Below are 14150 nucleotides of genomic sequence, written 5' to 3'. Positions count from 1 at the left end.
GTCAGGCGGCGGCGCAGCGGTACAGGCCGGCGAGGTCCCCGACGGCGGTGCACGACGAGCGGACCCAGTCGGTGATGGCCGTCGTGGTGGCGCCCGTCCGGTCCCGGCCGAAGCGGTTCGCCCCGTTCCCCCCGTTCCCGCCGTTCTCCTCCGGCAGGAGGACGTAGCGCAGCTCGCCGCGCGCGACCATGCCCTGGACCGCGGCGAGGGTGGGGTGCGGCACGGTGCCGCTGAAGCCGCCCATCGGCAGGTACGGCCGGCCGGTCGCCATGATGTACGGGCCGGCTGTCCGCCAGGACGTGGTCGCGGCCAGGTACCGCGCGCCGCCGCGGTGGGCGAGCAGGTAGTCGTCGATGCGGCGTTGCTCGGCGGTGAGTGTGGCGGTCAGGTCGCCGCCGGGCCCGTTCCTGAAGCCGCCGGGGCCGCCCCCGAAGCCGCCGCCGGGAACGCTTCCGGGAACGCTTCCGGGAACGGCGCCGGGAACGGCGCCCGGGAAGTACGCCATCGGGGTGCGCCCGCCGTCCGGTCCCCGCGCCGCGCGGCCCGGCAGCGCCGCCGGGCCGGCCGAGGCGTCGAAGGCACTGCCGCCGTAGCGGGCGTCGAGCACCGAACCGGCCCAGAGGCTCGGCACCGCCACCATGGCGGCGACCGCGAGGGTCATCGCCGCGGCGAGCACGGGCCGGCGCGGCGAGGGCCGGCGGGGCACCGCGGCGGCGGCGAGCACCGGCAGCGCCACGAGGGCGGCGGCCAGGACGGTCCACGGCAGCCACGGGAGGAAGCCGGAGAAGCGGCTGCTGAGGTACACCGTCCAGGCCACCTCGGTCACGAGGAGCGTCGGCAGCAGCCAGGGTGCGGTGCGGTCCCGCAGCCCCCGCCACGCCCGCACGACGGCACCGGCGGACAACACGGCGAGCGGCGGGGCGAGCGAGGCCAGGTACGCCGTGTGCGGGATCATGATCGCGCTGAACACGGCGGCCACGGTGACCAGCCAGAGGCCCCAGAAGAGGTGATCGCCGCGCACCGGGTCGGTGCGGGGCGCGCGGCCCCGGGCGAGCAGGCCGAAGACCAGGCCCAGCAGGGCGAGCGGGTAGAGCCAGCCGACCTGGGTGCCGTACCGGAGGCCGACGAGCTTCGCCAGGCCCTCGCCGCCCGGACCGCCGGGTCCGGGGCCGCCGTCCGGTCCGGGGCTGCCGGGTCCGGGACCGCCGTCCGGTCCGGGACCGCCACCAGTGACCCGGCCGCCGCCGGTGAACATGGACTCGACGGCGCCGGGCACGTGCAGCCCGAAGCGGTCGAAGCCGTTGTACCCGAACACCATCGCGATGGCGCTGTTGTTCGTGCTGCCGTCGACGTACGGTCGGTTCGCATCGGGGGTGAGCTCGTAGAGCGCCACCCAGGACAGCGACACGGCCAGCAGCACCGTGCCCGCCGCGCCGAGGTGCCCGAGCCGGCGCCGCCACGACCCGGGCGCGGCGGCGAGGTAGGTGATCGCCATCGCCGGAAGTACCATCCACGCCTGCATCATCTTGGCCTGGAATCCCACGCCGACCCACACCCCGGCCAGCACCAGCGCGGCGAGCCGCCCCTCCAGCAGGGCCCGCTGGAACGCGTCGGCGGCGAGCACGAGGCACATGGTGAGCAGTCCGTCCTCCATCGGGTGCCCGAACATGGAGGCGACCACGGGGGTGAGCCCGAACAGCCCGGCCGCCAGCAGTCCGGCCGCCGGGCCGGCGGACCGGCGGCCGATGCGGTACATCACGAGGACCGCGACCAGGCCCTCGACGACCTGCGGCAGGGTGAGCGACCAGGCGTGGTATCCGAAGATCCGCGCCGAGACCGCCTGCGGCGCGAACGAGCCGGCCAGTTTGTCGATGGTGACCGTGGCCCCGGGGTCGAGCGCGCCGTAGAAGAACGCCTTCCAGCTCACCGACATGCTCTTGGCCGCGACGGAGTAGAACAGGGCGAAGCCGCTGTCGCGGATGCGCCAGGCGTACAGCACGGCGCACACGGCGGCGATCGCCAGCAGCGCCGGCCGGGCCCAGGCCGGCTGGTCCGCGGGCGAACGCCAGAACGCGAGCCGACCCGGCAGGCGAAAAGCGGGCACAATCACCACTCCATGACATTTGTCCGATTAGCGCCGAGAGCAGTGTGCCCGACCACGTGCGTCTCAGGCGCCCGCGAGCCTCAAAGCTTCCTAGGAACTCGGGTGCAGTGTCCGGGCCTTTGCCTGCACGGCGTCGAGGAACGCGGTCAGCGCCGGCGCCCGGGGCCCGTCGCGGGTGACGACGAACAGGCGACGGCGCAGGTCGGCCTCGACGATCGGGCGGACCGCGACCGCGGGGTCGTCCGGGGGCAGGACCAGCGGCGGCAGCAGGGCGACGGCGCACCCGGCGCGGACGAGCTCGAGCTGGACGTCGGCGTCGCTGGAGCGGTGGCGCAGGTCGGGCTCGTAGCCGCCCAGGGCCCGGCAGGTGCCGACGACCATCGCGTGGTGCCCGGTGCCCTCGGCGGACGAGGTCCAGACCTCGCCGCGCAGGTCGGCGACCGCGACCGGGCCGCCCGCCGCGGCCAGCGGATGGCCGGGCGGCAGGACCAGCCGCAGCGGCTCCTCGTGCAGCACCTCGAAGCGCAGCCCGTCGGCGCGGGGACGCGGATGCCCGTCGTACTCGTCGCCGATCACCAGGTCGACGGTGCCCAGCCGCAGGCCGGGCAGGGACTGCTCCAGCTCCAGCTCGAAGATCTCCAGGCGCAGCCGCGGGTGCTCGGTCCGCATCCGGGCCACGGCCGGGACGAGCAGGCGGCGGGCCGCCGACTGCAGGCCGCCGGCCCGGACGGTGCCGCGCACCTCGCCGCTGAGCGCCGCGAGGTCGGCGGTCGCGGCCTCGGCGGCGGCGAGCAGGAGCCTGGCGTGCCCGGCGAGCAGCCGCCCGGCGTCGGTGAGCCGCACGCCCCGGCCGGCCTTCTCGAACAGCCGCGCGCCGGTCTCCTTCTCCAGCAGGGTCAGCTGCTGGGAGACCGCGGACGGGCTGTAGCCGAGCGCGGCGGCGACCGCGCCCAGGGTGCCGCGCTCCTCGAACTCCCGCAGCAGGCGGAGGCGGCGCAGGTCCATGCACAAATGCTAACCAATAAGGTCCACAAATCTTCACTGGATCTGGTGAGTCGGGTGCCCGATGCTCGACGGCGTGGGACCCGCACTCTGTCTGCTCTCCGCCGCCTGCTTCGGCGCGATGGCCATCTTCGGCAAGTACGCCTACGCCGCCGGGGTCACCCCCGCGAGCGCCCTGCTCGTCCGGTTCGCCATGGCGGCGGTGCTGCTGGCGGTACTGCTGGTGCTCCGTCCGGCCCTGCGCCGCACCGGATCGGCGGTGCGTCCCCGGGCGGTGCTCACCGCGCTCGGCCTCGGCGCCGTCGGGTACGCCGCGCAGGCCGGCCTCTACTTCGCCGCGCTCGAACGGATGGACGCGTCCCCGCTGTCCCTGGTCCTGTACACGTACCCGGTGCTCGTCACGGTCGGCGCGGTGCTGCTCGGCCGGGACCGCCTGACCCGGCGCCGCTCGGCCGCGCTGGTGACGGCCTCGGGCGGTGTGCTGCTCGTCCTGCTCGGCGCGGGCGACGGCGGTTTCCAGCCCCTCGGCGTGCTGCTGGGCTTCGGCTCCGCGGTGACCTACACGGTGTACATCCTGGTCGCCGACACCGTCGTGGACGAGTTGCCGCCGGTCGTGCTCACCACCCTGGTGATGGCCGGCGCGGCCGCCGCCTTCGTGGCGCGGGCGCTGCTCGCCGGCGAGCTGGATCTGGGCTTCCGCCCGGCGGGCTGGTGGTGGCTGGCGTGCATCGCGGTGGTGTCGACGGTGCTGGCGGTGCTCGCCTTCTTCGCCGGTCTGCGCCGGACCGGCCCTTCGACCGCGGCGATCCTCTCGACGTTCGAGCCGGTGGTCACCGCCGGCCTGGCGGCGCTCCTGCTGGGCGAGTCGCTGACCCCGGTCCAGCTCGCCGGCGGCGCCCTGGTGCTGGCCTCGGTGGTGGTGCTGCAGGCGCGGCAGACCATCGGGTCGGCGCCGGCCTCGTCCATGCCGAGGTCCTCCTCGGTCCGGCACGCGGCACGTGGCCGGCAACGGACACCGGCCGCCCGGGCCGCCGAGTGGGGCCACGGTGTCCGCCGATCGTCTGATCGTCGCCGGTGATCCGCTCCCGCTACACTCGGCCGGACACGGGTGGCGGTGAGTGACCTCAGGGGCGGACCTGGGAGGTGGCGTGCTCGTCAGCGACGTCATGACGGCGTTCCCGGCCTACATCCGGCTCGGTGCGACCATCCGGCGGGCCGCCGAGGTGGTCAGCGTGTCGGAGGTCGGCCAGCTGATGGTCCTGGACCACGACGGCCGGTTCGTCGGGTCGCTGGCCGAGGAGGATCTGGTTCGGGCCATGCTGCCCGGCTTCGACGACGTGACCGCGGCCGGTGGCACGCTCGCCGACGCGTTCCAGCTGTTCCTCGATCGGGGCCGCTCCCTCGCCGACCGCGTCGTCGACCCGCTCGTCGTGCGCGACGCGGCGACGGTGCGCTCGACCGACGAGCTCGCCCGGGCGGCGATCGTGATGATCGACCGCGGCATCCGGCGGCTGCCCGTGGTGGACGACGGGGCCCTGGTGGGCACGCTGTCCCGGGCCGATCTGTGTCGTGCGGTGATCTACCATTCCTGACCTGCGGCTGGTCCTCACCGATCGGCACACCCGAGAGACGAGCGAGCGGGTGTGCGCGCTGCCGGCCACGCTCGGCCGGGACAGCGCCGCGGCCGCGGTGGTGCTGGACGACCGCGACGTCTCGCGGCGCCACGCGCGGCTCGAGCTGCTCGACAACCAGCTGGTGCTCACCGACCTCGGCAGCACCAACGGGACCTACGTGAACGACGAGCGGGTGTCCCGCCGGGTGCTCGCCCCCGGGGACCGGGTGCGCGTCGGCCGGTACGAGCTGGCGTGGCTGTTCCTCGACCCGGACGCGACGGCGTTCATCGACCCGGGTGAGCTGACGGCGCTGCGGCCGGTGGTGCCGCCGGGCGTCGCCGCGCGCCGCGTGGTGCAGGCCGCCGAGGCGCACAACCGGCGGGTCGGGCACGAGCTGGACGGGTTCCTGTCGCTGGCGCACGGGTTCCTGCCGGTCGAGCCGCCGCTGCTGGCCTTCCCCGAGTCGCACCGGGCCTGGGACGAGATGAGCGACCGGCTCCCCGAGCTGTTCCGCCGGCTGTCGCTGCGCCGCGCGTTCGACGCGATGCCGGTCCTCGACGCCCGGCCCGAGGCGCTGCCCGACCGCTACCTGCTGCGCGCCTCGACGCTGCTCGGCGTGTTCGCGCACGCCTACCAGTACATGGCGATCGACCCGCCGGCCGAGCTGCCGGAGTCGCTGCTGCGGCCGTGGCGGACGGTGTCGCGCCGGCTGGGCAAGCAGGTGCCGTCCGTGTCGTACATCGACCTGTTCTTCTACAACTGGCGGCTGCGGGACCCGGCCGGGCCGCGGGCGCTGGACAACCTGGACCTGCTGGTGCCGACCTGGAACAACGCCGCGGAGCGGGTGTTCTACCTGGTCACCACCGAGTTCGCGATGGGGCTCACGCCCGTGCTGGGCGCCATGCTGGACGCGCAGGAGGCCGCCGTCGCGGACGACCCGGCCGCCGTGGAGCGCGCGCTGCTGGTGATCCTGGACCGGTTGCAGTACGTCACCCAGACCGTCTATCCGCAGATCGACCCCAACCCCCGCGGCCGGTATCCGCTCGACCAGGTGCTGTGGGCCAAGACGGTCGGCACGGCGGGTGTGCCGATCTTCGACGGCGCACCCAGCCCGAGCGGCACCGCGCAACCGCAGGTCCACGCGTTGGACGCGTTCCTCGAGCGGCGGGACTACGGCTCGCTCGTCGGGCAGCAGAGCGTCTACCTCGCCGGCTTCTTCCCGCGGCACTGGCAGGAGCTGGTGGCCGCGCTGCGCGAGGTGTCGGTGCGCCAGTACGTCGAGGACACCCGCAACAGCACCCTGCGCGGCGTGTACAACGCGGTACTCGACGCCTACGTCGGCGACCGGGGCTGGATGGGCCTGCACCGGATCAAGGCGTACGGGTTCCTGGAGGTGGCGTTCAAGGTCGGCCGGCAGGTCACGACCGGCGCCCGGTTCACCGGCCTGTTCAAGGACCGGACCTGGGACAAGGTGGACGGCGAGCTGGCCGTGGTCCGCGACGAGCGCCGCCCGCCGGTGGGTCCGCCGGTGGTGTTCGGGACCGCCCGGCGGGGCCGGGTCGTCACCGGGGCGTCCGGCGCCTGGACCTGCCACCTGGAGCTCGACGTCACCGGGCAGGGCGTGCACCACCTGCCCGGCGACCGGGTCGGCGTGCTGGCCGAGAACGACGACGAGCTGGTGCGCCGGACCGTCGCCGCGCTGCAGGCGACCGGTGACGAGCTGGTGCGGCTCACCCCGGCGTGGGTGGCGGCGGTGGCCTGCCGGGCCGGGTACGGCGACGTCGACGTGCTGCCGCTGCGGACGCTGCTGCGCTTCGCCCGGCTCCGGCCGATCGGGCGGGACGTCGCGAAGCGGCTGGTGCAACTGACCGCCGTCGGTGCCTGGCAGCGCGTGGTGGACGCCCGCATGGAGGACCAGTGGGAGCTGTGGGACGTCCTCAACCTGCTGTACTCGGGCGGGTATGACGTCACCCGGCTGTGGAAGGCCGACCCGGGCGAGGACGACGCGTTCTGCGCGGTGATCCCGCCGGAGCCGTTCCGGCTGTACTCGATCGCCTCGGCGCCGCCGCCCGGAGCGCCGGCCACGACGCTGCGGCTGGTGGTCGCCGGCCTCGACTACACTTCCGCCCGCACGCCGTGGTCCTACCCGCGGGAACGGCGCGGCACGGCGTCGCACTTCCTGCGCCGGGTGAGCGCCGAGGGCCGGCACCGGCTGTCGCTGCGGATCGTCCCCACGCCCCGGTTCCGGCTGCCGGCCGATCCGGCGCGGCCCGTCGTCATGTTCGCGGCCGGTTCCGGGATCGCGCCGTTCCTGGCGTTCGTCGCCGCACGCACCGGGCCCGGCGAGAACCGGCTCTATCTGGGAATCCGCACGCCGGAGGAGTTCGTCGAGCACGCCGCGCTGGACACGGCTGCCGCCGCGGGCCGGCTGCGGCTGTCCGTCGCGTTCTCCCGCGCCGACGCCGCGATCGGGTTCGACGGCCGGCGCCACGTCGTCGAGGCCGGGCAGCGACGCCGGGTGGACGACGTGATCCGCGCCGAGGCGGACGCGCTGTGGGACCTGGTGCGGCCGGTCGAGGACGGCGGCCGCGGCGCGCACGTCTACGTGTGCGGCACCGCGCGGTTCGCCGTCTCCGTGCTCCAGGCGCTGGCCGGCGTCGTGCCGGGCGACGGCCGCGAGTTCCTGCGCCGGCTCTCGGCCGAGGGCCGGCTGGGCGAGGACGTCTTCACCACCTATCTGGGCCACGCGCAGCAGGGTCCCCGGTTCGAGGTGTCGGACCTGGCGCGGCACAACACCGCCGACGCGGGCTACTGGATGGCGGTCGGCGGGGCGGTGTTCGACGTCAGCGAGTTCCTGCACCTGCACGTCGGCGGGCCGCACATCATCCGCAACCACGTCGGGCTCGACGCGACCGCGGCGTACCGCAAGGTGCTGCACCATGCGCACGCCGAGATCGACGCGCAGCTCGCGATGTACCAGATCGGGCACCTGCGCCGGCTGCGCTTCGGCGCCCGGTGGGGCGTGGTGCTCACCGAGGACGGCCTGCACTCCATGCCCCTGGAGGAGCTGTTCCGGACCTGGGTGCGGTTCGTGTACCTACTGGTCGGCATGGAGAACGCCCTGACCGCCGACTACGGGTTCACCGCGGCGGTCACCACGGCGGGCGAGGATCCCCGGGAGCTGACGCCGTTCAAGGCGCAGTACGTCCTCGAGGCGCACCGGCGGTTCCTGGTCAGCTACCTGGACGGGCTGGTGCACGACGACCTGCGCACCCTGTGGCAGCTCACCGTCGGCTTCTGCGACCCGCACCTGGACGTGCGGGCCTACGACGCCGACGTCGCGGCGATGGCGGCGCGGCCGGACGTCGCCCTGGTCCGGCAGTCGGTGCCGGCCGTCAAGGAGCTCCTGCTCTCCGGCGACGACCTCCGGCGCGTCACGGCGCTGTGCCGGGTCTACGCGCACGTCGACATCCTGCTGCTGCGCGAGCTGAAGTCCGCGGTCCTGCAGGGGATCCGGGCGTTCGAGACCCACGAGGCCGACGTCGTCGAGCAGGCGGGCGCCACGCTGCTGAGCGCGGTGCGCGGGGCGCTGGCGGCGGTCTCGGCCTACCATCAGCGCCTCGCGGAGCAGACCCGGGGCCAGGGCGTCGCCGCCGGCAGCGCCGTCGAGGAGTCGATCCCGGCCGACCGGGGCCTGCCCGGCCACGGCGGTCCGCTCGTGCTGCCCGGCTGAACCTGAGCAGCGCGGCCGTCGGGCTCGTGCCGCCTCACCTCCGGGATCTCAGCGCGTCCTCACATCCGGGATCTCAGCACGTCCTCACATCTGGGATCTCAGCACGTCGAACTCGCAGCCCGGCGAGGACGGGTCGAAGCCGTGCTCGACCAGCCAGCGCACCGCCAGCAGGCTTCGCAGCGACCACCAGGCGCGGATCACGTCGAGGTCGACGTCGGCGCCGTAGCCGGCGACGACGTCGCCCAGGTGCTCCTCGTGCCCGAGCGTCAGGCTGGCGAGGTCGTACAGGGCGTCGCCCTGGCTCGCCTCGGACCAGTCGATCACGCCGGTGATCTCGTCAGCGTCGACGAACACGTGGGTGAGCTGGAGGTCGCCGTGGATGAACACCGGTGTCGACGGCCGCAGCGCGGCCTCGGCAACCTGGCGGTTGCGGGCGACCAGGTCGGCCGGAAGGACGCCGTTCGCGACGAGCCACTCGCATTCGCCGTCGAGGCGCGATGCGATCTCGTCGAGGCTCCGGCCGGGCCACGGCGGCAGCGGCGCGTCGTGCAGCATCCGTACGGCGGCACCCGCCGCGGCCCACGCCGCCGCCGACGCGGGCGACGGCTCGCCGAGGCGGCCCAGTGCCGTCCCGGGCAGGGCGGCGAGCGCGAGCACGGGCGGCTTGCGCCACAGCACCTGCGGAGTCGGGATCGGCGCCAGAGCCATCGCCTCGACCTCGACGTCGATGCGCGTCTGATCGGCGTCGACCTTCAGGAACACATCACCGACCCGCAGGGTCGCCCGCTCGTCATGGGCGACGACGACCTCGACCTGCTCCACGCCGGCGATTATCGCGGGAATGACCACCGACGTCACCGGATTTACCACGTCCGCCTTGTCGATCACCTGGAACCGGGTCCTGGATGACGGGGCGCAGGGCCCCTGACGAACCGTGCGGCCAAGGCGACACCGCCCGCGAGCATGACCAGCATGAGCGGGACGCCGAGAACAAACCCCGGGAACATCCCGGCGCCGGGGAAATGACCTGCCAACCGCGTCCCGTAGCCGGCGAAGCCGGCCAGGGCAAGGACAGCCACCGCGCCGGTCCACCGCAGCGCGCGCCGGCGGATCGCGGTGATCGCGCCGGACAGCAGGATCGCGAGCACGACGACGGCCATCGCATACCTGGTCAGGTCAAGCGGTTGCGGGTCGGAGGCAACGCGCAGCGCCGGCTCGTAGTAGCAGCAGCCCTCGCCGGACGCGGGAGCTCCGAGGCGGCGCCACGCGCCGCCCACATCCCGGTAGAGCAGACCGTCGCGACCGTTGGCAACGAACACGACGTGGCCTCCGGCCACCGCGTGCACCACGACGGAGCGCGAGGACAGGTGCTCTTCCGGGTTTCCCACCTGCGGGTATGTCTCGGTGAGCATCGTGTACGTCGCACCGGCGATCTCCCACGCGGTGGAGTAGGTCCTGCCGCCGTCACCGCTCGCCTCGACCCGCAGCGCCGTCGTCGCCACGCGGTAGCACACGGTGCCCACGCAGTCCGCTGTGCGTGGTACGTCTGGGACCTCGTCGGCCTCGCCCGCGACGTCCGTCGCTGCCGCGGTGTCGTCCACCAGCCACCGCGTTGTCAGCGCGTCCCGCTCGGTGCGAACCACGACCGTGCCTGGGCGACGGCCGTCGACGACGGCGGTCACCTCCCCGACCGCTCGCAGGTTCTGCTGGCGCAGGCCACTGGCCATGAACGACAGGCCGACGCAGGCACCCACGACGACCGCCAGCACCGCGAGCACCTGCCACCGTGTGCGCATGCCCCACGGTGGCATCCATCGGCAACGGCACAATCTCCCGCTCGGCACAGTGCGGACACGATCGTCGTGCTGTCCACGACCCGATCCGGGCCGGTAGCCTGGCCCGATGCCCGCCGGTCTGCCTGTGTTCGAGTTTGCGTTTCCCGGTCCGCTGCGCGACAAGCTGGTCGCTGCCGTGCTCGACGGCACGAAAACGGCCACCACCGCCCTGCTCCAGGATTATGAGATCGACGACGAGCCGCTACCGGTCGTGGGTGCCCGGGCGGCGGTGGTCGACTCGGCCGGCCGCCGGGTCGCGGTGATCGAGCTGACCGAGGTCCGGATCAGCCGGCTCGGCGACGTCGACGTCGAGCACGCCCGCGACGAAGGTGAAGGCGACGACTCGGTCGCGGCCTGGCGAGCCGGGCACGAGCGCTACTGGCACGGAACGGACTACCGGGGCTGGCTGGGCATCCCGGACTTCACGGTGAACGACGACACGCCCGTTGTGCTGCAGAGGTTCCGCCTGGTCGCGGCGCTCTGACGATTGCTGGGGCACGGGCGGGGGCCGGAGCACCGGCCCCCGCCCGCACCGCGAACCTACGGGAAACTCACCACATTGGACGGTACGACGTTGGAGGCCTGTGCCGCCGCCCCGGTGTCGTTGATGACGTGCGTGATCGAGCCCTTGCCCAGCGACACGGTCAGCACGCTGTGGAACTTGACGTTCGGGTTCACCGGCACCTCGAACGAGTGGTACGCGGCGATCGACGGGTCGCTGGTGAACACGCAGTAGCTGCCCAGGCCCCACGCCTCGTGCGAGGTGACGTTGTTGCCGACCTTGTAGGCGGCGTAGCCGACGATGCCGTCGTGCGACCAGGCCGCCGCGCTCGGCGGGTCGTACGGCAGCTCGTTCTGGAAGAAGATCGTGCGGCCGCCGTTGCCGTTCCAGATCACGTTGTACTTGTTGAAGTGCTCGACGAACAGCCCGTACGCCATGACGTTGTTGCCGTTGACGACGAGGCCGGTGTCGGCGGGGTTGGTGGTCCAGCCCGCCCCGTCACCGTGGTCGGCGCGCCACGACCAGATGTGGTCGATGATCGTGTTGTGGTTGTTCACCACGAGCGCGTTGGTGACCTTCGCCGCGCCCGCGCCGCCGACGCGCAGGAACACGTCGGAGAGCAGGTTCGGGTTGGCGGCGTGGTTGCCGGTGGCGCCGGCCGGGCCGACCTGCAGCAGGGCCGGGGAGTTGGTCGGGCCGGCGTCGAACAGCAGGCTGGCGATCTTGACGCCGTCGACGTCGCCGACCTGCATGGGCAGGACGCCGTTGTCGGCCACGATGGTGGCGTAGCCGAGGCCGAGGACGACCGTGTTGGCGCGGTTGATGTTGACGGTCTGGTTCAGGTGGTACACGCCGGGCGTGAACAGCAGGTTGAGGCCCTGCGCCACGGCCTGGTTGAGGGTCGCGGCCGTGACGCCCGGCTTGGCGACGTAGAACTGGTTGATGGACAGCGACGTGCCCGGCGTCTGGCCGTTGATCCAGGTCGCGCCGCTGGAGTTGGTGCGCAGCGACGGGACGAAGACGCGGTACGCGCCGCTCGCGTCGGCGTAGAGGTACGGCTTCTCCTGGCTGATCGGGCTCTGCGCGACCGTGGTGTACGGCGGGTTCGGGAAGCTGGTCGCCGGGGCGCCCTGCACGCCGGAGAACACCATGTTCCAGACCGAGCCGTTCCAGCTGCCGATCGTCGAGTCGCGGGTGAACCACTGCTGCTGCGAGCAGGGGTTGATGTTGCCGCTGATCCGGCTGTCGGCGATGTAGCCGCCGGAGGCCCAGCCGCAGTTCGGCGAGGCGAGGGTCATGCCGCCGTGCACGTCGATGCGGCGGAACGGCGCGGCCTGGGCGACGGCCCAGCGGTCGATGCCGTTGACCGGGTAGATCGACAGGTTCTCGGCGGAGCGCCAGAAGTTCTGCGTGGCGTTGCCGCCGAACCAGCCGGCGTCGACCGTGATGTCGCCGTGGATCTGCACGTCCTGCGGGTTCTGGCCGAGGCCGTTGATCGACGTGTAGAAGCCGATCTGGGCGTTGAGCCCGCTGTACGAGCCCGGCTTGAACAGGAACTGGTAGCGGCCCGGGCCGAACTGGGCCTGCTCCTGCTGGGTGAAGATCTGGTCCAGCCTGGCCTGGATCGACGCGCTGGACATCGACGGGTCGAACACGATGACGTTCGAGCCGAGGTCACCGCCGCCGGGCAGCTGCGGGCCGCTGGGCGAGGTGGACGGCGACGGGGACGCCGACGGCGACGACGAGGTCGGCACGGTGCCGCCGACGTTCACGACCAGCTCCCAGATCGAGTAGCCGTAGCCGGACCCGCGCGCCGTGCCGTAGACGCGCAGCCAGCGCCCGGAGCCGGACAGGCCGGAGAGCACCTGGTTGCCGCCGGTGCCGCCGGTGACGGTCTTGATCGTGGTCCAGTTCGCGTTGTCGGTCGACGTCTGCACCTGGAAGTCCTTGCCGTACGCGGCCTCCCAGTTGATCGTCACCTGGCAGATGCTCTGCACCGAGCCGAGGTCGACGCGCAGCCACTGCGGGTCGCTGAACTGGCTCGACCAGCGGGTGCCGGCGTTGCCGTCGACGGCGGCCGAGGCCGGGTTGGCGCCGGCGTTCTCGGTGCTCGACGCGTCGGCCGGGCGGCCCTGGGCGGCGTTGACGGCGGTGTTGCACGGTCCGGCGGTCGGGTTGGTGCCGAACGAGCCGTAGACCTGGAACTCCCAGAGGGAGTAGCCGTAGCCGGTGGCGCGGGCCGTGCCGTACATCCGCACGTACCGGCCGCTGCCGGTCACGTCGTAGGTCTGGGTGCCGCCGGTCGCGCCGGTGACGGTCTTGATGTCGGTCCAGGTGTTGCCGTCGGGCGACGTCTGGAGCTTGAACGCGGTGGCGTACGCGGTCTCCCAGTACAGCTTGACCTGGGAGATACTGGCGGTCTCGCCGAGGTCGACGCGCAGCCACTGGGGGTCGGCGGCCTGGCTGGACCAGCGCGTGCCGGTGGTGTTGCCGTCGACGGCGGCCGATGCGGGGGTGCCGCCGTTCTCGTCGGAGGACGACAGGGCCGGCTTGCCCTGCGAGATGAGCGTGTCGGCGGCGCTGGCGGTGAGGGTGGTCGTCACCGCGTACGTCGCGAGCAGCACGAACGTGGCGACGGCGGCGATGAGCAGAGTTCGGCGCCGGTGGCGGAGGGCCGTCGGCGGTACGGCGGTTCGCATGCTTGTGCTCCCGGTGTCAGGGCAGGCGCCAGCGCCACCGCGAGCCGCGGTGGTCCGGCCGGTGGGGGTCGGGCTCCGGGCCGGATGGCGGTGGCCGCGGAGCGGTTCGGGGCGGGTTTTCCTCGGTACCGGGAGAGCGCTCTCCAAGGACTGAGCCTCACGCCCCGGGGCCCCGCTGTCAAGAGGTCACGACGAATTTTGGAGAGCGCTCTCCGCCCGCGGCGGCACCGTTTCCGCGCCGGCGACCGTGCACTCGACGCCCGTGTCCTGCGCGAACCGCAGCACAGCGTCGACCAGCGCCCGTTCACGACCGTTTCCCGCCGCGATCCCGTTCCCCAACCCGATCCCAATCCCGCTTCCCGCGCCGATCCCGTTCCCCGCCGCGATCCCGTTCCCCGCCCCGGTCCGCTCTCCCGTCCCGTTCCCCGCCCCGGTCCGCTCTCCTGTCCCGGCCCCGGCCCCGGCCCCGGCCCCGGCCCCGTTCCCGGTCCCGGCCCCGGCCCCGTTCCCGTTCCCGGCCCCGGCCCCGTTCCCGTTCCCGGCCCCGGCCCCGTTCCCGTTCCCGGCCCCGGTCCCGGTCCCGTTCCCGGCCGCCTTCCCCGCGCCGATCCCGTTCCCGGCCCCGGCCGCCTTCCCCGCGCCGATCCCGTTCCCGGCCCCGG

The 14150-nt window shown here is 73.3% G+C and carries 10 protein-coding genes; 5 read left to right on the top strand and 5 right to left on the bottom strand.

The window, feature by feature from the left end:
- Position 1: 1 nt before the first annotated feature.
- Together IEZ31_RS58305 and IEZ31_RS34085 are read right to left on the bottom strand one after the other, a co-directional pair.
- Complete coding sequence (locus IEZ31_RS58305; protein WP_268241708.1) at positions 2–2104, bottom strand: ArnT family glycosyltransferase; 2103 nt, start codon at positions 2102–2104, stop codon at positions 2–4.
- A gap of 90 nt (positions 2105–2194) precedes the next feature.
- Positions 2195–3109 carry a LysR family transcriptional regulator gene (locus tag IEZ31_RS34085; protein ID WP_190254175.1) on the bottom strand — a complete coding sequence of 305 codons (915 nt, stop codon included), beginning with the start codon at positions 3107–3109 and terminating at the stop codon, positions 2195–2197.
- A 73-nt stretch (positions 3110–3182) separates the two neighbouring features.
- Here IEZ31_RS34085 and IEZ31_RS34080 point away from each other — a divergent pair, with 73 nt between their 5' ends.
- From IEZ31_RS34080 to IEZ31_RS34070, 3 genes are all read left to right on the top strand, one after another.
- Complete coding sequence (locus IEZ31_RS34080; protein WP_190254174.1) at positions 3183–4184, top strand: DMT family transporter; 1002 nt, start codon at positions 3183–3185, stop codon at positions 4182–4184.
- 70 nt (positions 4185–4254) lie between these two features.
- Positions 4255–4698, top strand: coding sequence for a CBS domain-containing protein (locus tag IEZ31_RS34075; RefSeq protein ID WP_190254173.1), 444 nt, complete (start codon positions 4255–4257; stop codon positions 4696–4698).
- A gap of 49 nt (positions 4699–4747) precedes the next feature.
- Entirely contained in the window at positions 4748–8452 is a 3705-nt protein-coding gene (locus tag IEZ31_RS34070; protein ID WP_190254172.1) for an FHA domain-containing protein, read from the top strand.
- 84 nt (positions 8453–8536) lie between these two features.
- Here IEZ31_RS34070 and IEZ31_RS34065 read toward each other — a convergent pair whose 3' ends face one another.
- Both IEZ31_RS34065 and IEZ31_RS34060 read right to left on the bottom strand, forming a co-directional pair.
- Complete coding sequence (locus tag IEZ31_RS34065) at positions 8537–9274, bottom strand: phosphotransferase family protein (protein ID WP_190254171.1); 738 nt, start codon at positions 9272–9274, stop codon at positions 8537–8539.
- Between the two features lie 62 nt (positions 9275–9336).
- Positions 9337–10248 carry a hypothetical protein gene (locus tag IEZ31_RS34060; RefSeq protein WP_190254170.1) on the bottom strand — a complete coding sequence of 304 codons (912 nt, stop codon included), beginning with the start codon at positions 10246–10248 and terminating at the stop codon, positions 9337–9339.
- Positions 10249–10354: 106 nt separating this feature from the next.
- Here IEZ31_RS34060 and IEZ31_RS34055 point away from each other — a divergent pair, with 106 nt between their 5' ends.
- Positions 10355–10771, top strand: a complete 417-nt coding sequence (locus tag IEZ31_RS34055; RefSeq protein WP_190254169.1) for an ASCH domain-containing protein — start codon at positions 10355–10357, stop codon at positions 10769–10771.
- Between the two features lie 56 nt (positions 10772–10827).
- Here the strand turns inward: IEZ31_RS34055 and IEZ31_RS34050 are convergent, their stop codons facing one another.
- Positions 10828–13488 (bottom strand): discoidin domain-containing protein, encoded by a 2661-nt coding sequence (locus tag IEZ31_RS34050; protein ID WP_190254168.1) that lies wholly within the window; start codon positions 13486–13488, stop codon positions 10828–10830.
- A gap of 262 nt (positions 13489–13750) precedes the next feature.
- On the opposite strand from IEZ31_RS34050, the gene IEZ31_RS57055 reads away from it, so the two are divergent.
- Positions 13751–14150, top strand: a 400-nt coding sequence (locus IEZ31_RS57055; RefSeq protein WP_229836085.1) for a hypothetical protein, incomplete at its 3' end; no start/stop codon positions are given.

Origin of the sequence: Dactylosporangium sucinum (genome assembly GCF_014647515.1) — a bacterium.
Classification (GTDB): Bacteria; Actinomycetota; Actinomycetes; order Mycobacteriales; family Micromonosporaceae; genus Dactylosporangium; species Dactylosporangium sucinum.
This window is presented reverse-complemented; position numbering and strand designations above follow the sequence as displayed.